This is a genomic window from Romboutsia weinsteinii, from assembly GCF_002250835.2.
Taxonomy (GTDB): domain Bacteria; phylum Bacillota; class Clostridia; order Peptostreptococcales; family Peptostreptococcaceae; genus Romboutsia_A; species Romboutsia_A weinsteinii.
Genome location: NZ_NOJY02000017.1, coordinates 37,296 through 60,558 on the forward strand (window position 1 = coordinate 37,296; position 23,263 = coordinate 60,558).

Annotated in this window: 20 protein-coding genes, 1 tRNA gene and 1 other annotated feature; of the genes, 4 read left to right on the forward strand and 17 right to left on the reverse strand. The window is 29.6% G+C overall.

Annotated features, from left to right (window positions below; translation table 11 throughout):
- Positions 1-76 precede the first annotated feature (76 nt).
- The gene (locus tag CHL78_RS11100) at positions 77-763 is read left to right on the forward strand and encodes an MBL fold metallo-hydrolase (protein WP_094365961.1); all 687 of its coding nucleotides are present in this window, start codon (positions 77-79) and stop codon (positions 761-763) included.
- A gap of 83 nt (positions 764-846) precedes the next feature.
- Here CHL78_RS11100 and CHL78_RS11105 read toward each other — a convergent pair whose 3' ends face one another.
- A complete protein-coding gene (locus CHL78_RS11105; RefSeq protein ID WP_094365984.1) occupies positions 847-2,331 on the reverse strand; it encodes an ABC transporter permease/substrate-binding protein in 1,485 nt (494 codons plus the stop codon).
- Between the two features lie 25 nt (positions 2,332-2,356).
- Complete coding sequence (locus CHL78_RS11110) at positions 2,357-3,493, reverse strand: betaine/proline/choline family ABC transporter ATP-binding protein (protein ID WP_094365962.1); 1,137 nt, start codon at positions 3,491-3,493, stop codon at positions 2,357-2,359.
- Positions 3,494-3,697: 204 nt separating this feature from the next.
- Between CHL78_RS11110 and CHL78_RS11115 the strand changes: the two genes are divergently transcribed.
- Positions 3,698-4,171 carry a fascin domain-containing protein gene (locus CHL78_RS11115; protein ID WP_158540685.1) on the forward strand — a complete coding sequence of 158 codons (474 nt, stop codon included), beginning with the start codon at positions 3,698-3,700 and terminating at the stop codon, positions 4,169-4,171.
- 57 nt (positions 4,172-4,228) lie between these two features.
- Here the strand turns inward: CHL78_RS11115 and CHL78_RS11120 are convergent, their stop codons facing one another.
- The 3 genes from CHL78_RS11120 to CHL78_RS11130 all read right to left on the reverse strand — a co-directional run bounded on the left by CHL78_RS11120 (position 4,229) and on the right by CHL78_RS11130 (position 5,376).
- A complete protein-coding gene (locus tag CHL78_RS11120; protein WP_094365964.1) occupies positions 4,229-4,720 on the reverse strand; it encodes a GNAT family N-acetyltransferase in 492 nt (163 codons plus the stop codon).
- A gap of 178 nt (positions 4,721-4,898) precedes the next feature.
- Complete coding sequence (locus CHL78_RS11125) at positions 4,899-5,159, reverse strand: hypothetical protein (RefSeq protein ID WP_094365965.1); 261 nt, start codon at positions 5,157-5,159, stop codon at positions 4,899-4,901.
- A gap of 141 nt (positions 5,160-5,300) precedes the next feature.
- Positions 5,301-5,376: transfer RNA gene (locus CHL78_RS11130), tRNA-Lys, on the reverse strand.
- Positions 5,377-5,821: 445 nt separating this feature from the next.
- On the opposite strand from CHL78_RS11130, the gene CHL78_RS11135 reads away from it, so the two are divergent.
- Complete coding sequence (locus tag CHL78_RS11135) at positions 5,822-6,241, forward strand: ImmA/IrrE family metallo-endopeptidase (RefSeq protein WP_116041477.1); 420 nt, start codon at positions 5,822-5,824, stop codon at positions 6,239-6,241.
- A 44-nt stretch (positions 6,242-6,285) separates the two neighbouring features.
- Here CHL78_RS11135 and CHL78_RS11140 read toward each other — a convergent pair whose 3' ends face one another.
- The 11 genes from CHL78_RS11140 to CHL78_RS11190 all read right to left on the reverse strand — a co-directional run bounded on the left by CHL78_RS11140 (position 6,286) and on the right by CHL78_RS11190 (position 20,288).
- Positions 6,286-6,987, reverse strand: coding sequence for a TraX family protein (locus tag CHL78_RS11140; protein WP_094365966.1), 702 nt, complete (start codon positions 6,985-6,987; stop codon positions 6,286-6,288).
- Between the two features lie 158 nt (positions 6,988-7,145).
- A complete protein-coding gene (locus CHL78_RS11145) occupies positions 7,146-8,786 on the reverse strand; it encodes an ABC transporter substrate-binding protein (protein ID WP_094365967.1) in 1,641 nt (546 codons plus the stop codon).
- A 195-nt stretch (positions 8,787-8,981) separates the two neighbouring features.
- Entirely contained in the window at positions 8,982-9,701 is a 720-nt protein-coding gene (locus tag CHL78_RS11150) for a gamma-glutamyl-gamma-aminobutyrate hydrolase family protein (protein WP_094365968.1), read from the reverse strand.
- A complete protein-coding gene (locus CHL78_RS11155) occupies positions 9,698-10,795 on the reverse strand; it encodes a DmpA family aminopeptidase (protein WP_094365969.1) in 1,098 nt (365 codons plus the stop codon). Before CHL78_RS11155 ends, CHL78_RS11150 begins: the two co-directional genes overlap by 4 nt.
- Positions 10,796-10,817: 22 nt before the next feature.
- A complete protein-coding gene (locus tag CHL78_RS11160; protein ID WP_199534036.1) occupies positions 10,818-11,840 on the reverse strand; it encodes an asparaginase in 1,023 nt (340 codons plus the stop codon).
- 212 nt (positions 11,841-12,052) lie between these two features.
- Positions 12,053-13,732: an ABC transporter ATP-binding protein gene (locus CHL78_RS11165; protein ID WP_094365971.1), complete on the reverse strand. Its 1,680-nt coding sequence runs from the start codon at positions 13,730-13,732 to the stop codon at positions 12,053-12,055.
- Between the two features lie 170 nt (positions 13,733-13,902).
- Positions 13,903-14,934: an ArsR/SmtB family transcription factor gene (locus CHL78_RS11170; protein ID WP_094365972.1), complete on the reverse strand. Its 1,032-nt coding sequence runs from the start codon at positions 14,932-14,934 to the stop codon at positions 13,903-13,905.
- A 122-nt stretch (positions 14,935-15,056) separates the two neighbouring features.
- The gene (locus CHL78_RS11175) at positions 15,057-16,304 is read right to left on the reverse strand and encodes a YibE/F family protein (RefSeq protein ID WP_330408620.1); all 1,248 of its coding nucleotides are present in this window, start codon (positions 16,302-16,304) and stop codon (positions 15,057-15,059) included.
- A gap of 26 nt (positions 16,305-16,330) precedes the next feature.
- Positions 16,331-17,863 (reverse strand): alkaline phosphatase, encoded by a 1,533-nt coding sequence (locus CHL78_RS11180; protein ID WP_094365973.1) that lies wholly within the window; start codon positions 17,861-17,863, stop codon positions 16,331-16,333.
- Positions 17,864-18,007: 144 nt separating this feature from the next.
- Positions 18,008-19,297 (reverse strand): aspartate--tRNA(Asn) ligase, encoded by a 1,290-nt coding sequence (aspS, locus tag CHL78_RS11185; RefSeq protein ID WP_094365974.1) that lies wholly within the window; start codon positions 19,295-19,297, stop codon positions 18,008-18,010.
- A 186-nt stretch (positions 19,298-19,483) separates the two neighbouring features.
- Positions 19,484-19,712, reverse strand: a binding site (T-box leader).
- Positions 19,713-19,871: 159 nt separating this feature from the next.
- Positions 19,872-20,288 (reverse strand): flavodoxin, encoded by a 417-nt coding sequence (locus CHL78_RS11190; RefSeq protein WP_094365975.1) that lies wholly within the window; start codon positions 20,286-20,288, stop codon positions 19,872-19,874.
- A gap of 226 nt (positions 20,289-20,514) precedes the next feature.
- Between CHL78_RS11190 and CHL78_RS11195 the strand changes: the two genes are divergently transcribed.
- The gene (locus CHL78_RS11195; RefSeq protein WP_094365976.1) at positions 20,515-22,230 is read left to right on the forward strand and encodes an ABC transporter ATP-binding protein; all 1,716 of its coding nucleotides are present in this window, start codon (positions 20,515-20,517) and stop codon (positions 22,228-22,230) included.
- Positions 22,231-22,283: 53 nt separating this feature from the next.
- On the opposite strand, the gene nrdF is transcribed toward CHL78_RS11195, so the two are convergent.
- A complete protein-coding gene (nrdF, locus tag CHL78_RS11200) occupies positions 22,284-23,255 on the reverse strand; it encodes a class 1b ribonucleoside-diphosphate reductase subunit beta (RefSeq protein WP_094365977.1) in 972 nt (323 codons plus the stop codon).
- Positions 23,256-23,263: the final 8 nt, after the last annotated feature.

The following is a 23,263-nucleotide window of genomic DNA, read 5'->3' on the forward strand; positions in this document are numbered from 1 at the left end:
ATTTATTGTAATAAAGTATATAATAAAGTGTATAAAATAACCTATTAATAATTTTTACATATAGAAAGGACAATTTATGAAAATAACATATATCCATCATAGTTGCTTTAGCGTAGAGCTTGATAGCTGTACTTTACTTTTTGACTACTTCAAAGGAAAACTTCCTGAATTTAACAAGGATAAAAAACTATACGTATTTTCAAGTCATTCTCATCATGACCATTTTGACAAAATTATATTTGACCTTGAAAAAACTTATCCAAATATAACTTATATATTATCAGATGATATAAAAAATACTGAGTCAGATAGCACAAGGTTTATAGGAGCAAATGAAAGAATCTTAATAGATAATCTACAAATAAAAACTCTTGAATCTAGCGACCTAGGTGTAGCATTCCTTGTTAAAGTAGATAATAAATCAATTTACCACGCAGGAGACCTAAACTGGTGGCACTGGGAAGGAGAAAATACTCCTGAGCAAAATGAATTTGCCGAAAATAAATATAAGTCTGCAATTGATAAAATCAAAGGAGAAAACATAGACTTAGCTTTCGTTCCACTAGATTCTAGACAAGGTAAACAGTACTATCTTGGATTTGATTACTTTATGAAAAATACTAATACAAAAGCAGCTTTTCCAATGCATTTTTGGAGAACATACTCTCTTGTAAAAATATTAAAAGACTCAGAAAACGCACTATCTTATAGAGATAAAGTGTTTGAAATTAATAAAGAAGGACAATTATTTGAAATAAAATAGTAAATAATAAAAATGCCACCTTAGATTAAAATATATTATTCTAAGGTGGGCATTTTACTTTATATAAGACTAGGCTTGTCTAATTACTTTATTAACTTTGAATCTAATAAAAACTTATGTGCAACCTCTTCAGGAGACTTACCAAGTTCATCTACTTGATAATTAAGTTCTGACATAGTTTCTTCATCAATCTTTCCTGTTAGTATATTGAATACATCCTCTAGTTCTGGATATTTTTCTAAAGTTTCATTGTTTACTAAAGGAACTGCATAATAAGGAACAAAGAATTTTTTATCATCCTCTAAAATTTTAAGATCAAACTTCTTAATAAGACCATCTGTAGAGAAAGCATCTATTACTTGAGCTTCATTTTGCTTAAGTGAAGTATATCTTATTGATCCATCCATTGCCTTTACACTTTTAAAATTCATATCATAATAATCTTTTAGTCCAACTAGCCCATCATCTCTATTTTCAAATTCCAATGAAGGTGATAGTACTAATTTATCACTATGCTCTTTTAAGTCAGATATACTGTTTATATTATATTTATTAGCCACATCTGCCATCATAGAAAGTGTGTAGGTATTATTAAACCCTATTGGGTTTAACACTGATAGATTATATTTATCATTCATATTCTTTTTAACAATATTATAAACCTCATCTACATCCTTTACAGGTTTATTGTTCATTATGTTTACTAATATAGTTCCTGTATAGTCAACATACATGTCTAGCTCATTACTTCTTATTGCATTGAATGCAACTGATGAACCTCCTAGATTTAATTTTCTATCCACATTTAAATCTGTATGATTCTCTACTAAATCTGCATACATATTACCAAGTATTAATTGCTCTGTATAGTTTTTAGATCCTATGGTTATTGTATCCTTCTTATTAGTAAATCCTTGTGATAATCCTGTAAATATAACTACAATCACTACTACAGAACCTATTACCTTAAGTACTGTAGTGTTCTTTTTAGATGAGTTTGGATTTAATCCTTTTGGTGTAACTGCTATTTCTATTTTACTAAATATATAATCTACTGCTAAAGCAAGTAAACACGATGGTATTGCTCCTTGTAAGATCATACTATTGTTAACTGTCTGCACTCCAGAGAATACTAAATATCCTAATCCACCAGCTCCAATAAATGCTGCTAACGTCATAAGACCTACAGCTGTAACTGCCGAAATTCTCACTCCCCCCATTATTACAGGTAATGCAAGAGGTAATTGTATCTTAAATAAAGTCTGATTCTTAGTAAGTCCTATTCCTTTTGCTGATTCAAGTATTACTGGATCAATAGTAGAGATCCCTATATAAGTATTCTTTACAATCGGCAATAATGAGTACACGACTACCATAAATATTGCAGGCTTGCTTCCTATTCCAAGTATTGGAACCAGCAATCCTAGTAAAGCCATCGATGGCACTGCTTGTACTAAGTTTACAAAGGGTAAAATTACTTTTCTAAGAGGTTTTACTCGACATATTACTATTCCAAGAGGTACACCAACTAATATTGCTATTACAATAGCAGATACCGTAAGACCCATATGTTGTATCGATAGTTGTATTATTTTATCCAAGTACACTCACCTCCATTTCTAAGAATTGCTCACTTAGAACTGAAAGTAAACTACTTCTTGTAATTAAACCTGAAAGTTTTTTATCATTGGAAATTACAGGTATATATCCTACCGAGTGTTCATTCATGACTCCCAGTATATCTACTAGATTATCATCATCATTTACATAAAGTAATTCTGTTGACATAATAGATTTCAAGTACTGTCCTTTATTAGCGTTTAATTTCATATCTTTTACAGTAACTATTCCTTCTAATATGTTATTTTTATCTACAACTAGCAAACTATCTACCTTACTAGTTCTCATTATTTCAATACCTTGAATTATTGTTCTTGAAGATTTTACTGATACAGGATTTTGAATCATAATGTCCTTAGCTTTTATAAATTCAGGATTGTTCCAAACTCTATTTAATCCTATAAAGTTTTGTACAAATTCATTGGCTGGATTTCTTAATATATTTTCTGGAGTATCATATTGAGCTATTTTTCCATTGTCCATAATACAGATTTTATCTCCTATTTTTAAAGCTTCATCCATATCATGTGTTACAAATATAATTGTCTTCTTTAATTGATCTTGAAGTGTAAATAGTTCTTCTTGAAGAGATGTTCTTGTAATTGGGTCCAGTGCACTAAATGGCTCATCCATTAGTATTATCTCTGCACCTGTTGCTATAGCTCTCGCTACACCAATTCTTTGTTGTTGTCCTCCACTAAGTTCAGAAGGGTATTTGTCTATATAGTCTTCGTATTTTAGCCCTACCATTTCTAATAGTTCAACCGTTGACTTCTCTATTTCTGTTATTGATTTTTCTTTCTTTAATCTTGGTATTAATTCTATATTTTCTCGTATGGTTAAGTGTGGAAAAAGACCTGTGTTTTGAATTACATATCCGATTTTTCGTCTAAGTTCAATGGTATGTTCTTTAGAAATTGGTTTATTATCAATATAAATTTCTCCTGATGAAGGTTTTATTAGTTTATTTATAAGTTTGAGGGTTGTGGTTTTTCCACATCCACTAGAACCTATTAAAACTACCAAGCTGCCTTTATCTATTTTTAGATTTATGTTATCTAAAATTACTTTGCTTCCGACCTTCTTGGTTACATTTTTTATTTCTATCATATCTATCATCCCCTTAATTTATAAGTATTTTGGAACTTGACTCCGAAGTACTTACAATTTAGTATAGCATACTTTCAAAATAATACAAAATTTCATACATTATTAAAACCAATATAAAATCTCTATTTGTAACACAAGTATACTTATCGTCATAATATAAACTAGATAACTATGTTTATAGAATGTGATAATAAGGGGGCATATATGAACAGAAATAGAAAAATGATGATGGACGAAACATTACCAAAAACACCAGTTTTTCCAGATACTACTCAGATTATGGACGAAAAAATCGATTCGTTAGTAGTTCAAATTAAATCTCTCTATAATAATAAGTATGTAGAGATAGGTCTAGACGAATTTTTTTATGCAATAACAGAAAACCCTATGACAGCTAAGATTTTTAGCCTTATTATATTAGAAGACAACAATGTAATGATAAGACTTCATGGTGCTAGATTTTTAAGAGTTGACCAAAATGGAAACTTAACTGTAGATCTTTTTAACCAAGGTGCTGCAATATTTAAGTTACAAGAAGTAGATGAATCATCCTATGCAATACTAGCTCCTAATGGTAGCTTTATAGGTGTTAGAGATAGTGATTCTAGACTTGTCGCTAACCAATCTAACCCTAATTCTAGTACTGTATTCAAATTTAGAAAGGTGTATCATTATTAGATAAAAAATACTCTAGAGCATGGCTTTAGAGTATTTTTAGTTTATATTATTTAGTTATTAGATCAACTTATCATAACAATAAAAAGGCTTTTCTTTTCCCAGGAAATCCATCTCTCCAACTTTTACAAATCCACACTTTTTAAATAAAGCATCCATCTTTGTATTTATCGAGTATGTATCTGTCTTTATATAGTTAGCCTTGTTTTCAATTGCTAGTTCATCAGCAAATTTTATTAACCTTTGCCCTATTCCTTGCCTTCTACAAGCCGGATTTACTGCCATTCTATGAATCACCATTGATTCTTTATTACTAGACCAATTTATATCATCGTATTCTTTTGGTTGATTAAAATCTACACAAATAAATCCTTTGAACTCTCCATCAACTTCCTCTACATATAAAGTACCTTTTTCAATATCAACTAAAAAATCTTCCTCTATTGGGTATCTTTCATCCCATTGAGTGTTGTTTTCTTGCTTCATCTCTTTAACAGTTAAGTCTATAACTTTCATTATGTTATTTAAGTCACTTGTTTTTGCTTTTCTCATGTCAATATCTCTCCTTCACTTACTCTTTTGCTATGCCAAGTAGTCTACTATATATTAACTTAATTTTCAACTATCATATACTAAACTTCAAGATATCTTTCAATATAGAAATTGACTATAATAAAAAAATCCCTGAGGTTAATATTTATCTCAGGGTTAATATTTTTACTTATTAAATTTACTCAGCATCAAAGTCTACGTGAATCTTTCCTGCTGGTGTGTTTATATCTATGTAAGATAAGTTGAAATTTTCATCCATAACATCTATTTGATATTCAAAGAAAACATCGTCTTCTTTCTTTGACATAAATATATAACTGCCTTCTTCTTTCTCTTCTATCTCATCACATATTTCTTCGTATATTTCTTGTCCGCTTACAGGTCCATTATAACCAGCAGCTGCTATTTTTCCTTCTATTAATGCATATAATTCTTCCATCATGTACCTTCTTTCATATATTAATAAATATTAGTCTATCTTTAAATCCTCTACATTGTCAACTATTATATATCAAAATTTACTAATTTATACCTAATGTTTTAAAATAAAAAAACTCTTAGATTATCTAAGAGTTTCAACTGGTGATCCATCCGCGACTCGAACGCGGGACACCCTGATTAAAAGTCAGGTGCTCTACCGACTGAGCTAATGGATCATATTATTTTTTTGCTGTCCTTCGACTACTTCCTTAGTATATTATAATATTTTATATTTGTCAACGCTTTTTATATTTTTTCTTAAATTTATATTTTAAGTATAATTTTACTAATGTCATTTTTTATATTCTTATAGTATATTCTCTTCCTAATTAATCATTTTTATAAGTAACTTAGTATATTTACCGCAATATAATATTAACTTCAAGAAAATATTTCGCTACATAATTTATTTTAAAGTGTTAATATCAAATTTCATATTTATAACACTACTTATTAATAAAATAACTAATTTTTTTACAAAAACAATACTTTATATATCTAAATATACCTATTTTTACTAAAAATAGCATTATTACGTTGCATTCACAGAATTTATTGCTATAATATAAATTATACGATAGAATTTTTATGAAAAATAATATAATCTAGGAGGCAAACAGGTTGACTAAAGAACAGATAATAGACTTAGCTCTAAGTCTAAGAAATAATTCGACAACTAGCAATCCGTTTAAAATAGGTGAAATGGTAGGTATAAAATTCAGGTTTGTAAAATATAACAAATCTGCAATGACTGCATCTACATTTAGACCTTTTATAGATGTACCTCCAGCAATACATATAAATGCAAATTTCGATGAAAGGTCACAAAAGGTTTTTTGTGCACATGAAATCGGTCATGCCTTACTTCACGATGATTGTTGTACTCACTTTAATGGCGATTCTCTAAAAAATCATCAAGAGTACGAGGCAAACTTATTTGCAGTGGTACTTCTATTTGGTCTAGATGCTTTTGCAGTAGACGTAAAAAGTATGAGCAATTACCATCTTAAACGTATTTTAGACTATAATGTAAGCTATTAAAAAAATCCTTATTAGTGAATTATCACTTATAAGGATTTTAAAATTTATGCTATAATTTTTGCTATTAAGACAACTGCTATTAAGTGCGCTGGATAGAATATATAAAACATCCATTTTGTAAAAGTATTTTTAAGACCTAACTTACCATTATACATTAGTATTAATATTATAGAAAATACCATCATCCACTGATAATCAAATAAAAATAACTGTTCATAAGCTTCAGGCATACCTATTATAGAGAATACTGGTAATAAACTAAATAATACATATATTAAAGCCATTGTCATTTTCTTTTCTCTAAATATATAAAATATCAAAGTCATACCAAGTCCATATAAAGATGCTTCTGTAAATATATATATAAATCCTAATATAACTACGCTAACTATTGCTGGTATCCACATAATCTTCTTCTCACTATACTTGGCATAATCTATAATCATTAATATTAGTATTGATAAAGTAAGTGATAAGAATATATTATTGTGAATTCCAAAAATCATACCTACTCCAATCATTAAAACTCCAAAGATTGCTAGTCTAGATAAATACTTTTTTCTATCTCTAGTATGGAAAAATCCTTCTACTATAAGGTAGAAAAATATAGGAGCTGAAAGCTTACCTAAGTACCCAAACCATATAGGTACATCCACCCCCACAGGTGTCATATATGTATATATATGATCTAGCAACATAGTTATAATTGCTATTATTTTTAATGTAAATGAATCTAATTTTTTCATATGATTCCCCTCTCTATTGTGATATGAGTTTATTTTATTATTTTCTTTTAATTTCCACCATTCAATTATATTACGTTTTTCTATCAATTTTGTAAGGTTTGTAAAATATAATATCTTTATAATTAAAAAAGCTTGAGCATAAGCCCAAACTTTTAATATTATTTATTATTAGATTTTCCACCATTTAACATTAAGAAATAAGTAACACATTCCAAATCAGTTTTTAACTCAGGACTATCTTTATACTTATCTACTTGTTCAGCAGTTAAGTTAACTCTATCTATTTCTCCACCTTCATAAAGGTTCATATCTGAGTTTCCATCCTTAACTACTTTAGTGTATACTGTCTCTAATTTTACAGTATCCTTATCCCAATAATCTTTGTTCTTTACCATGCTATATTGGTCTTCCATTTTCCAAGTACTTAATACAAAAGGTCCATTAAATAATGTATCTTCTATAGTAGTACCAAATGCATCACCTTTTTCCTCAACAAACTTTTGATTCTGTGGTGAGAATATTGGATGGCATACTAATTTATCAAAATAATTAACTGGTCTTACTAAATCTATTTGTAATGTATAATCATCTATTGCTTTTACTCCTACACTATCTTTATCAGTACTTTTACCTAAGTTAAAATCTTGAGCTCCCACTATATCATAAAATACACTAGCATTTTCACAACCAGTATTAGGATCTAGTGTTCTTTTAAATGAAAACTCAAAGTCATTAGCTGTAACTTTTTCACCATTACTCCATTTTGCATCCTTTCTTAAGTGGAAAGTCCATGTCTTACCATTTTCTGATGTTTCCCATTTTGTTGCCATACCTGGCACAGCATTTAAGTCTCCATCCATTCTAACTAGACCTTCCATAACATTTAGAGTTACTTCTCTTGATAAAGTGTCTTTTATTTTTGCTGCATCCAAACTTGTTATATCAGCAGTGTTTGATACTCTAAATACCTTCTCATCCTTATCTACATCTGCCCATTTATAAGAGTATTTTGGACCAAAAGTTGCTATCGCAATTCCTGACACATATTCTTTTTGCAGATAAGATACACCTTTTTGATATATTGGTGATAAATATGCATCTTCTAGTAGTAGTTTCTCTGCTTGAGCATAAGTTTCCCAAGACTCTTCAGTAGTTGCACTATTTTTACCTTTTTCTAATAACTCATTGTATTCTTTACCTTCATAATTTGTTGCTACCCCATACATTTGACCCGTAGCAAAAGTATTTAAATAAGTTAGTGCATCTGGATAGTCTGGACCCCATCCATTGAAACTTATATTAAACTCTCCCTTTGAATGAGCTTGCATAACTTGTTTTGCTGGCATTTGCTTTATAGTTATTTCAAGACCATCTAATATACTTAACTCTGACTGAACATACTCTCCTAGTCTTTTATTCATATCTGTATCATATAAGACCATATCTAATGTAACCTTATCAAAACCTAATTCTTCTTTTGCCTTTGCCCATTCTTCCTTTGCCTTTTCATCATCTTGTTCATAACCCATATTTCCTGCAAAATCTCTATAATCCTTTTGATTCTCATCAAGTGCTAGTCTCTTCGGCACAAAGTAATCAGCTACAGTTGAACCATTGTTTAAGATAACATCAACAAATGTATCCTTGTCAACTGCCATAGCTATAGCTTTCCTAGCACTAAGGTTTTCCATGACTTCATCTGGATTTGCAACAGATCCTGAAGAACTACAACCGACACTAAATATAGCCCCTAATATAAATAGTCCCGATAATATCGATACTCTTTTCTTGAAATGCATAAAACTCCCCCTCTTGGTTTTATATATTCATAATATTATGTAAATTAAGCAGAAAACCCTCTTATTTTCTAAAAAATACATCAGTTGTCTTTTTTCTTATCTTAAATTCATTGAAAAGTACTGGTGTTAAATATTCTTTATCATCAGAACATTCAACACCCTATTTACAATGTATTTTTCCTATAATACATTTAATCACTCACAACTATTTACAAAATATCTAAATAAATTTAGCATCTTATCACAATGATTTACCATACTTTCTGGGTGCCACTGAACTCCTATTACAAAATTACTATCGATCTTTTCAACAGCTTCAATTATACCATCACATGAATAAGCTATAGCCCTTAGTCCATTTCCTAAGTCTTTTATACTTTGATGATGGTAACTATTTACATATACATTTTCCCCTAATATCTCTTTTAGTACACTACTATCATCAACCTTTATACTATGAGTAGCAGAATAAGGCTTTGAATTTTGAACATGTTTTATGTAACTACCATCTATATAGTCTAAATCTTGATACAATGTTCCTCCAAGTACTATATTTAAAACTTGTAATCCTCTACATATTCCAAGTATTGGCTTATTAAGTTCTAAAGCTATTTTTATTGCTATTAAGTTGAATTCATCTAGTGTTGGATTAACAGTACCTAATTTTTCTCTAGGCTCTTCATTATACAATATCGGATCTACATCTACTCCCCCTGATAGTAAGATTCCATCCATTTTACTTATTTGCGCTCTTATGTTTTCTTCATTGGTAGTCACTGGTATTATAATAGGTACTCCATTAGCTTTTTCAACAGCATTGATATACGTATTATTTAAATAACCTCTTTCTTGACCTACAAATCCTTCTTCTTTCATGGTCATTATATTACCTAATATTCCTACGAATGGTTTCATATTTGGCCTCCTAAGTAATTTAATATACTTTCTCTTTTATTATCATCTCTACCTATTGTGTCTTTAGAATGAATCATAGAACTTATTATTGATTCTTCAACTGATTCAACTACAGCTCTAAATACTAAATCTATCTTATTTTCATTAATTACTTTTATATAAATTAAATCTTCCTTTTCATAATGTTTGATTTTATTTGCAGTGGTAAATGCTATACATATATCACCACTACCATTTCCAAGATAAGACCCTGTTCTTCCTAGAGATATTGTTGCTCTTTTTGATATTCTTTTCAACTGTCTCTCACTCAATGGAACATCTGTTGCTATTATTATTATAATTGAGCCTTTTTCTAGCTCTTCATCTATGTTATTGATATTTGTTATCTGCCTATCTGCTACAGATCTATCATTTTTCTCTATACACTTATCTTTAAAGTTTATCTCTTGACCTAAATTTCTACCATTCACAATTAAGTTTTCTTTAAGACCACAGTTTGATAAAACTAGCGCTCCTACAGTATATGCCTTATTATCAAGTTCTATTACTCTTGAAGAAGACCCTATTCCTCCCTTAAGTTGATAACAGCTCATACCTGTTCCAGCTCCAACAGACCCCTCTTCAAATTCACTATCTGCATTTTCTAAGGCTTCAAATACATGATCTTCTTTAATATGTAGCCCTCTTATATCATTTAAATATCCATCATTGCACTCAACTACAGTACAGTTAATTGTTGATGTAGTTTTTCCTATATCTTCATTTTCTTTGAGCATATATTTTATCAGTGCAGTACTTCCAGTACCTACACTTAAAGTATTTGTCATAACTATAGGACTTTCAATATTTCCAAGTTCTTCTATTTGAACAAGACCTATACTTTTCCCAAAACCATTTATAACAGTAGATGATGCCATTACCTTATCTTGAAATAAATTATTTTTATGAGGTAATATAGCAGTTACTCCAGTCTTAATGCTTCCCTCATCTAAAGTAACATGCCCAACCTTTACTCCATCTACGTCAGTTATAAGATTTCGTTTTCCCTTTTTTAGCTTTCCGATATTTATATTGAACTTATCTTCTATTCCCATAACTCTCCCCTTTGTAAGTTACTTATTGTCTATTGTTCTCATAAGCAAGTTTGTTTAGTTTAAAGCTAGATCTTACCTCACCTATCACATCTTTTCTAGCATTTAGTAGCTTAGGATTATAGAAGTTATTTAGCTCTTTTAACTCTTCTTCTGTAATTGAGCCAAGCTGTCTTAGTACCTCCATAGCAACACAATTAGTGGCTTGACCATTGCCATCCTCAACTTTCACTGCAATACCAAGCTTATTTTTTTTATCTCCTATTAAATAAACCCCTTGTGCTCCTGCTTTTCCAAATATTCTATCACCACATACTCTCATCAAATCCGTACAAAATCTATTTCTACCAGCAACCATCTCTGGATACTTCATCATAGAACTAGTTATTTTATCTACAAATACTCCTTTTTCTTCTAACTTAACTGAGTCTGCCATTCTTGCAAATCCATAAGCAAATCTTTCAAGAGGCAATGCATGCACAGGTGCACCACATCCATCTATACCTAACATTATTTTTTCTTTATCATAGTCACATACATAAGAAATATTATCTAATATCCTTTGCTGAACAGGGTGATTTATATCTAAATATGTATCCAAATCTTCTCCCATATTTTTTGCAGAAATAAGCATTCCACTATGCTTTCCTGAGCAATTGTTGTGAGATTGACTAAGCTCAACATTACTTTCTATAAGTTCCTTATAGACATCACTGTTTCCAGGTACATGTATCCCACAATTTAACTTATCAAGACCTATATCAGCCTTACCTAATATCTCTTTTACACATTCTACATGGTACGTTTCTCCTGAATGGGATGCACACATAAAAGATATTTCTCTTTCATTAATATCATAACGTTGTGTAGCTTTAGTTTCTAATACTTGAAGAGCTTGAATTGGCTTAACAGATGACCTAGCATAAGTTATTCTCTCAGGATCACCATAGCTATATAATAATTCTCCCTGTGAATTTACTACGGCTATATGGGCCATATGTGTAGATTCTATCAATGGGCCCCTTGTTACTTCCACAGCTTTATTCATTTTTATTCCCCCTAAAATTAAAACTTTTTATCTTATTTTAATAATATAGTATCACAATTCAGTTTATTTTTCAGAAAATTTGTTAAATACTTAATATATAGTATGTGCTTATAAATATAACAAAAACTAGCTCAATGCTTATATAAAGCATCAAGCTAGTTTTTTTATAAATTTAGTATAGTTAAATGTCTGTTATATTTTTTAGTGTTACTTTATACAGCATAAAACTCATAGAATTTGTCTTTTTTATTTACTAAGTCATTATAGCTTCCTTTTTCAACTATATATCCATCTTCCATATAAATTATTTCATCATATCTCTCTAGTAAATCTCCGCTACTCTTATGAGTGATGGTTATTAAAGTCAAATCATCTATATCTAATAGCTTACTTTCTATATCATAAGCAGTTTGCATATCTATTGCTGAAGTACCCTCATCTAGTACAAGTATTGGTGTTTTTTGAATCAAAGCTCTTGCTATTGCTATTCTTTGCCTTTGACCTCCAGATAAATTACATCCATTTTCTCCTACTAAATAATTTAATTTTTCTTCAGTATTATTAATAAATTTATCTACACCACTTAACCTTAAAGCATCATTTAGTTCTTCATTTGAGAATTTACTATATAGACAAATATTATCCTCAATATTCTTATCAAACATATAAACATTTTGATGTATTATTGATATCATTTTATTTAACTCATCAATATCTAAGTTCTTAATACTATTTCCATCATAGCTTATATCTCCACCAAACTCAAAGTAGTATCCCAGTAACAATTTAATAAGTGTAGATTTACCACATCCACTTTTACCAAGTACAGCATATTTTTTACTTTTAGATATTGTTAAATCTATCCCCTTAAGTATTTGTATACCTTCATCATAGTTAAATGATAAATTCGAGATTTCTATATCATTGTTAAGTGATGGCTTATCTTCTCCTACTAATCCATTATCAACATAATTTGAGAAATTATCAACTCTTTCTAGTACAGGCTTCATACTGCTAATCTTTGGAACATTGCTCATTATCATAATTACGGGTTGAACAAGAGTCCCCGAAAGTTGAACTATAGCAATAAGCATACCTATAGTTAAATTTCCATTTATAACTAAGTACGCTGATAAAAATATTGCTACAAACTGAGTCCCCATTCCTAATGTTTGTGATATTGATTCATTTATAACGAATAGCTTATCAGCAGAAAATTTTGTATCTGCTAAAATATCATTTTCTTCTTCAAACTCTTCAATTATATTGCTCTTAAGTCCATAAGATCTTATAACATCGTACCCTGAAAATATATCTTTTATCTTAGTAGTAAAGATTGATAACCTATTAGATAAAGCAAGTTGTTTCTTTTCAAGCATTTTTCCAAATATAGCTGGTGAAATAAATATTAGTAACATACTAACAAATAATCCAACAGTTACTATCGGACTTATATATATCAATAAAATTACAGTAACTATAAACATAACACTATACTGAAGTATTTGTAATAATGGATTAATATAATTTTCTTCAATAAGCTTTATATCATTTGTAAGTACAGATATATAATCTGCTGTATTTATAGATGTAAAGTCTTTGTAATTACTTTTAAATATCCCCCTAAACACCTTACTTCTAATCATCTTTGTCATATTTCTTATAAATACTTTACTTAAAATATCATATATAGAATATATAACTCCTATTGATATTCCATAAATCATAGAATAAATTAGTATTTTACTAAATCCATCCATATTACCGCTAGTTGCTACGTCAATTGTTTCTTGTATAAATAGCGATAATCCTACAATGGATATAGATGATATTGTGCTAAATATAATTGTAAGTACTAATAGTACCTTATTTTTCTTGATACATTCTTTCATTCAATCTCCTCCTAATTACATTTATATATTAGATATATATTATATTTTTTAGATGTTTATCTAATATATTATTAATATATGATGTTTTTTGATTTTTGTCAAACATATTAGATAACTTTCTAATATGTTTTTTGCAATAAAAAAACTACTCAGTCATACTGAGTAGCTTTTTATAGTAAAGTTCTGTTAAGTTCTTCTATAAATTTTTCAATTCCTGTACTATTTAGAGAATAATATACCTTGCCATTTTTCTTTTCAACTATTACCATATTACTTTCAAGTAATACAGTCATATGATAAGAAACTGTAGCAGGCGTTAGACCTAATCTTTCAGCTATTTCTAAACTATACATTGGTTCAGATTTTAAAAGCGATACTATTTCTAACTTACTTTTATCAGCTAAAGCTTTTAGCTGTAATACTAGCTCTCCTTTATTACCCATGGCTTTTATCTGCTCTTTATAAATAAGTTCATATAATAATCCTATATGATAAGTATTTTTATATTCAAAGAAAGAGTTCATCATAGACAAGGTAGGCACTATAACATAAGAGTCTTGTTCACTATTTTTAATATTATTAAGTAATTCACATTCACCCGAGCCTATATATTTTGTAAAATCAGATATTAATTTAGGCACATACTTTTCAACTACTTTGTAAGCTTCATTATAAGCTTGTCTGTTATTCTCAACTTCAATCACTAATTCTTTGTAATATTTTTTTAAATCCTTTAAGACTACTAGTAATCTCCATTTAATATTTTTACTAAGGTCTAGCTTGTCTATAAATTCTAATATTTTATCAGTAGAATCAATATCTTCATTTGATCCTTCTATCTCAAATACATCATTAATAGCATCTAAAACTTCTCTTTTTAGTTTTTCTTCACTACAATCATCTATGTTAGTCATTATCTCTTCATTTTCTATTATCCCAATAGAAAGTAAAGTGAAAATACCAGCATCTTCTTCATCAAGTAAAAATAACTCATTATTATTTACTTTTTTATATTTATCAAATGCTTTTATATATTTATCAATAATCTTAAAATGTCTTTTTATAAATAATTCACCGTTAATTCCGTGACTATTAAGCTCTTTAATTGATTCATTTACTATCATTTCATAATTTTGACTTACGAAAAGTAAACCAAGTATTTCGCAAATTGGATTTAGTTTATCTTCTATTTTGATATCCATTTTCTTCACTCCTATGTAAGTACTTTAATCTATTATAGCATAATCCATACTATGGTTTTTATGTATAGTAATATTTTTTCCTATATAGAAGTTATTTTATAGATTAATATTTAGTTAAATAACTAATCCACTACTTTATCTTTTAAATTTATTATATCAATCTTTTTTATACTATTAAGTTTATATACATAACTACAAATAATAGCCGTAAGTGGTGAAACTATTACAAGCCCAGTACATCCAACAAATGTATGAAGTATTTCAGATGATATAAACTTAGTATTTAGTATACTTAACAGAGGTGTCCCTTGTGCCATATACACCATCATTACAGCAATAAAACTTCCCATATATGCAAGTAATAGTGTTGTGGTTTGAGAACCAACTATTGATTTACCTATATTAAGCCCTGATATTAATATCTCTTTTCTTGATATATCAGGATTTTTCTCTACTAATTCCTCTATAGCCGCCGATATATCTATTGCTAAATCTAATATTGCTCCCGAACATGATAAATATATTCCCGATTGATATATTAAAGTTAGATCTATATTTTGATATCCTGCATATAATAACGACTCCGACCACTGCATAACTGCCCCATGTATTTTAAATAAATTTCCAAATACTATAGCTAGCACACAAGTTGCTAATGATGCTAGTATTGTTCCAGCTATTGCACAATAAGCTTTTTTAGTAAAACCGGCAACCAAAATCAAAGTAACCGTTGAGATCATAATTCCAATTACAAGAGCTACAACCATCGGGTGATATCCTTTAAGTAACATAGGAACAAATATTTTAAGTATACACAACAATGTAAAGGCAAATGATATAATCGTTCTTACTCCAGTTGATCCTGAAAATATTACTAGTAAAGTTACAAATAATCCAACTAGTAGTATTTCTATATTTAATCTATAATGATCTACCATATTAGCAAATACTAACTCTCCATCGTTAGATTTTTCTAGTAATACAAACGCTGTATCCCCTGCCTTGAACATCTTATCCACTTCAAGCTTTCCGGTCAAAAGATTTACAGCCTCTACTGTTTCCCCCTTAAAGCTTCCATTTAGTATTTCTATTTTACATATTTGATCACCTTGCTTTATCAATCCCGTTTCATAAATAGATGATTCATCGGTGCTTATTACCCTTGCCTTTACACTTTCTGCATTGTTATAAATTTGCTTTTCAAACCCTGTAGGGATCAATAATAAGACTAATATTGCCATAATACAGATAATAGAAAATATAATATTTCTTTTTTCTAAAATTGATTTATTTTTAAAATACGTCTTAATGTCAATCTTTCTTTTTATATGTATTTTTTCATCTACTTTTTTATTTTCTTTAGCCTTCAATTATCTTTCCCCCAGAGTTTCTTAATTTATTTTAATCCACAAACTTCCACTAATTTGTTAAATATATCTGTGTTGTCATATGATCCTGAAAAATTATTAGCACTTGCACCCATTGCATACACTGGTACTGGCACTCCTGTATGAGCATAAGAAGTCCAGCCTATACCTGCCTTGTTATTGATTATATGAGTAAGTGTTACTGACAATGGCTCATACCCTCCATATAATATTTCATTTTCAGTGCCCTCTTCACGATTTTCTGCATCTTTCATAGTCTCTTCAAATGCTTTAACAAGTTTGTTGTATTCATAATCAGAAAGAACTAGATTTGCATTTTCTTCTTTTGATGCATCTGGCTCATCTGCTTTCATAAGCCCAAATTTTTCTTTTATTATTGGTAATAAGTCCTCTATCTTAGCATCTTGTGCTTTAGTAGATTCTTTGTATTCATTTATTAATTCATCAAATGCTACATAAGACATCTTTTGATTAGATAAAATATCAAAGGCAGTATCATATCCAGTTGTTGCTTGTCCGATTGACATTCCTCCTGTTTCATGGTCTCCAGTAACAAGAATAAGAGTCTCTTCTGGATGTTCTTTAGCAAATTCAACAGCTACATCTACAGCTTCATCAAGCGCTATTACATCATTGATATTTGACATAGCATCATTTGCATGCCCTGCCCAGTCAACCTTACCTGACTCAACCATCATAAAGAATCCATCTTCATTATCAAGCACATCTATTCCCTTTGATACAAAGTCTTTTAGCTTTAAATCCCCATCTTTAGCATCTATATTATAATTCATAGCTTGTGAATCTTGAAGTGTTGGACTTACAGCATATACTTTTCCAGATTCGTTATTTAAATTAAGTATTTCATCTTTATCATTAGTTACAGTGTATCCCTTTTCTTTTAGAATTTCTGTTGCATCTTTTCTATTCTCTTCTTCACCAGTTGGCTTTAATAAGCCCCCTCCTCCAAAGTAATCAACTGTACCTTCTGACATTTGAGTAGCTATCTTATAGTAGTCACTTCTTGATTCAGAGTGTGCATAAAATGCTGCTGGTGTTGCATGGTCTAAAGAAACAGAACTTACTACTCCAATCTTATAACCTTCTTTTTTAAGTTTTTCAGTTATACTTTCTGGTGCAGTCTTCTTATCTGCATTTAATCCTATTACTCCACTATGTGTTTTTACTCCACTAGAAATTGCTGTTGCTGTAGATGCTGAGTCCGGTGCAAATGAAGTAGCATCTTGCGTTGTAGCTGATCCTACTACTGGAAACTGTGTAAATCCTAACTTATCAAGCTCAATTTTATCAGGATTTTTTATAGTTCCATTATATACTTGAGCAGCGTTTACTTGAGTATAAGACATTCCATCTCCTATAAATGTAAATATGTATTTAGGCTTTTTTGAGCTAGTTTGCGCTATTTCTGTTTTAGATTCACTCTCTCCTTTAGCTTCATTGCTTGTGCTACACCCTACCATCTGTGATGCCATTATTAATAATGACAATCCTATAACAGCTAATTTCTTTGGTCTTTTCATTGTTTTCCCCCAATTATTTAATAATAAATATAATATCTTTTACAATTATCATTATATTTATATTTTGTTAAACAATTATTATATCCAGGTTAACATATGGTTAATTTTCCCTATATATTTAACCTGGATATAACTTAGTTAAATCTATGGTATCAATCTAGTCCTATCTCTTGTAATAAGAGTTGCTTCTCTTACATTTTTTAATCCTAGCATTTTACTAGTAATTCTTTCAAGTCCAATTGCTAAACCTCCATGCTTTGGTACTCCATATTTAAATACCTCAGTATAGCTTTCATAATTATTAGGATCTAGACCTTTGTATTTTATATTTTCAATTAACGCTTCATACTCGTGTATTCTTTGACCACCTGTTGTAATTTCAATACCTCTAAATAGTAAGTCAAAGCTATGAGTTTCATTTTCTCCACATGGCATAGTATACATTGGTCTTTTCTTTCTTGGATAATTAGTTAAAAATATAAACTCACTTCCTAGCTTTTCCTTAGCATACTTACATATTAGTTTTTCTGCTTCTGGGTCTAAGTCTCCTTCCAATTCGGTCTTGTTGTATTCTTTTTTGAGTATTTCTATTGCTTCGCTTAGCTTCATTCTTGGAATAGAGTTATTGATATTGGGTAGCTCCACATTTAATAAATTTAAATAGTATCTACCTTCATTTTCTATTTTTTGTATTACGAATTTTAACAAATTTTCTTCAATATCCATCAAGTCTTCTTCATTGTCTATAAAGCCAACCTCAAGGTCCATACTTACATACTCATTTAGATGTCTGTTGGTATTATGTTCCTCTGCTCTATATACATGAGCTACTTCAAATACTCTTTCAAATCCAGCTGCAACCATCATTTGTTTATAAAACTGTGGGCTTGTAGCTAGATAAGCTTTATTCTCAAAATATTTAACTTCGAATATGTCACTCCCTCCCTCTGCCCCTTGTGATACTAGCTTAGGCGTAAATATTTCAGTAAATCCTTCATGAGTTAGATATTCTCTAAATCCACTTACTATTAAATTTTGAATTTTAAATATTGAGTTGATTCTTTCATGTCTAAGGCTCAGTACTCGATTATCTAGCATAGTATCTAGATTTATATTTAGTTCTTCTTTGTTAATTTCAATTGGTAATTCTTCTTTGCAACTACTTATTATTTCAATACTCTTTACTTGTACCTCGTAACTATTCAACTTGTTATTACTTTCATTTACCTTACCGATAATAGATACCACTGATTCTAGCTTTACTTCTATTGATTCAATTATTTTATTATCAACCACACATTGTACTAATCCAGCTCTATCTCTAATAATAAAAAAGCTAATTGATTTTAAAGTTCTTATACGATGTATCCATCCTTCTATTTTTACCTCTTCATTTATATAATTACTTAATTTATTTATCATTGTTCTTTTCATAATTATTTCTCCTCTCAAAATTATAATTTTTTATAATTAAAAAATCCCCTCAAGATTAATCCCAAGGGGCGAAAGTTCACGGTACCACCCTTATTGACTTATTCTTAGCTTTTGTCAATGTAAAATAGCCTATAGAATGGGCCCTATTCTAGTGAATCTTTGTAATAAAAAAAGCTTTCACTTCATTATAGAAGTGAAAGCTGTATTCACGGTGCCATTCTACTTGACTAAGCTAAAATAAACTTAAGTCATCTCTTATTACTTAATAACGGAGTAACCCGACTTATCCTACTATCAATTTCAGATAAGCTTCTCTAGGATGTCTTTCAACACTACTTTTCTCATGGAGCTCTCACCATCCTCCACTCGCTTGGGATACTTAGATAATATTTACTATTCCTATCAAAGAATTTTTATTATTAGTTTTATATTATAGTATTAGCTTTATTTCAAAAAGTCAACCTATTTTTATAAAATTTTTTCATTCTAATCTATGCTTCTCAACTCTAACCCATTTATAATGCTCATATCCAAACTTTTTAATTGGATAATATATGATTTTTCTTAGGTATCGCTAGATAGATGACAGCATCTTTCCAAGATCTATACACTCCTCACAGTCTTCACTTGAAGCTTCCTGTATGATTAACCCATCATTAATCAATTGGCATCCTAGTCCTTCCATTCTATCTTTCCAATCTCTCATCCACTGCCCATCTCCCCAGTCATAAGAACCAAATAAGGCTACCTTTTTTCCAGAAACTTTATCTGAAATACTATCTATAAATGGTTCAAACTCACACTCCTCAAGTACCTCAGATCCCATAGCAGGACAACCCAACACGATTATTTCTTCATTATCAAATATATTTGAATTTGCATCGGATACATTGATTATCTCTGCATTCTTTCCACCTTCATTAACCCCTTTTGCAATTAAATCTGCCATCTTTTCTGTGTTACCTGATCCTGACCAATAAACTATTTTCATACTCTTTCCTCCTTGAATTATTAGTATTCTTTCTTTATTGATATTGATTATCATTTTAGATTAATTAAATAGTAAGACTTTTTTTAATCGTTGTCAACAACTATTAGAAATATTTGTATTGTTTATATATAAATTTAAGTTACTGATTATTATTTTACTTTTATTAAGTTCTGTATTATACTTTACACGAGTAAATTTACTTATATTTCATTTTCAAGGAGGTCTTATGAAAAAATTATATAAATACATATTTAAATATAAGCTCTTATTCTTTACACGAATAATAACTATATCATTAGCCGCTCTATCTGCCATAGCTTTTGATTTTATGATGGGATTTATTGTTGATATATTTGCAAATGGAGAAAATAGCAAGTTTATCCCTATCATTTCCGCCAGTATTCTACTTATAATAATTATGTTCATAACTGAATATATTGACGGCTTTGTAATGTCATCATACATAAAAAATACTGTTAATTATCTCAGAACAGATATTTTTTCCAAGATATTGAGTAAAGACATGAAAGACTTTTCTCTAGACAATAGCGGTAAGTATATCTCTGTACTTTACAACGATATAAAAATTATTGAAGACAGCCTACTAAACAACATATTCCAGGTTATTTCTTCTTTTATTTCTTTTACTATTTCATTGGTCTTTTTATCTTCTATAAGCCCAACTATAGTATTATTTATATCTATTTTTGGAGTGTTAGGATTTGTGATACCACATGCTCTTTCTAAAAAATTAACCTTAGAGAAAAACAACTACTCTCACAATTTAGAAGATATTACATCAGTCACTAAGGATTTATTTTCTGGATTTGAAGTAATTAAAGGATTTAATATAAGTAGCAAAATTAATACAATTTTTAGAAATTATTCAAACACTGTTGAGACTACTAAGAGAAAGTGTTCAATTATTGAAGCTATAATTAAAGGCTTTTCTTTATCTTTTAGCGTTACAATTTATCTAGGAGTGCTTATCTTAGGTGGATATCTTATGTATAGGGGAGAGATATCTGTTGGTACTGCAATTATAATAATTCAACTTAGTACTCATATAGTTGGACCAGTTAAGATTAGTATTTCTTTAATAAATCAAATTAAATCAGTCTCTCTTATTGCTGATAAGATAGATAATATGCTTTATGATTCTTCTGAGGATGTTGAGGATACTGACCTTATCAGCTTCGAAAATAGCTTAGAAGTTAAGGATTTAACTTTTTCTTATACTGCTGATCGAAAAGCATTAAGCAACATTAATCTTACTTTTGAAAAAAATAAAAAGTATGCAATAGTAGGTGAAAGTGGATGTGGTAAAAGTACCTTGATAAAACTACTTATGAGGTACTACAAAGACTATGATGGTGATATATTATTAGATAACAAAGACTTGCATAAGATTTTTAGCTCAGACTTATACAAAAATATGTCTATGATTCAGCAAAATGTATTTATGTTTGATGATTCTATAAAGGAAAATATAAAACTATTTGCTAATTATAGCGATGAAGAAGTGTCAAATGTATGTAATAGGTCTGGTCTTTCTAACTTAATATCATCCCTTCCAAAGGGAATAGACTCATTAGTCGGTGAAAATGGAAACAAACTATCTGGTGGCGAAAAACAAAGGATTGCTATAGCTCGTGCCCTTATAAATAATACTCAGATTTTGATTCTTGACGAATCTACATCAGCTTTAGACAATGAAACTGCTTATAACTTAGAAAGCTCTCTCCTAAAGCTTTATGATTTAACACTAATTGTAGTTACTCACAAGCTTATCAAAAATATTTTAATTAACTACGATGAAATTATTGTTATGAAAGATGGTATGGTAATTGAGAAAGGTTCTTTTGAATATCTAATTAATCTTAAAGGATATTTCTATAGCTTGTATTATATCCAAAATGATGATATATCTTTGTCAGAATAAATATATCCAAAATATAAATAGACGGGGTCGTGTTTCACGACTCCGTCTATTTATTAAAGAATAAAGTCCTCATCCTCTAATTCCTCATATACTCCTTTTTGATATCCATTACCCTTAGTAGAGAAGAAATCATGAGTCTTAGTTTCTGTACTCAATCCATTTAATACTATTGGATTTATAGGTTCTACCGTATAAAATGATTCAAAGCCTAGATTTTCTAAAGCTCTATTGGCATTATACTGTAAGAAGTTAATTACTTCTTCTTCAAAACCACTATCCTTGTAAATAGTATTAGTATAATCCTCTTCATTTTTCATCAGCTCATTAAGTATCTTAAATGCTTGTTTTTTAAGATCTTCTTGATTTTCCCTAGAAAACTCTTTATATATTTCTTGTGCAAGTAAACCTATATACTTACCGTGTAATGATTCATCTCTAAGTATAAGAGAAATTATCTCACCACTAGCAACCATTTTGCCTTGTCCTGCAAGGTAAAGTGGATAGAAAAATCCTGAATAGAATAAGAAACTCTCTAAAAATACACTTGTGACCATTGCCAGATATAGGCTTCTTTGGTCATTAGTATTTTCATATTGGGCAAGTATTAGATCAGCTTTCTTCTGTAAAGTCGGCTCACTTTCTATCCATTCAAATATCTCATCTATTTCAACATTAGAAAGCAATGTCATAAATATAGAAGAATAGCTCTTTGCATGTATCTCTTCCATAGTTCCCATAAATGACAGTACAGCCTTTCTTTGAAGATTATCTGTTAAACTCATCATTGATGGTATCCCATTGTTACCTTGTTTAGTATCTAGTAAAGTTAATCCTGCTAGTACTTTTTTATATAGTTCTTTTTCATTTTCGTTTAATTCTTGCCAAGTCTTAAGGTCTTTAGATACCGATATTTCTTCTGGTAACCAAAACTGCTTAACATTTTGATCCCAAAATGCCTGTGTAAATCCATCGTCTTCTTTATTCCAGTTTACTGCCTTATGAATTTGATTTAATTTAAAAGTCATAACATCTC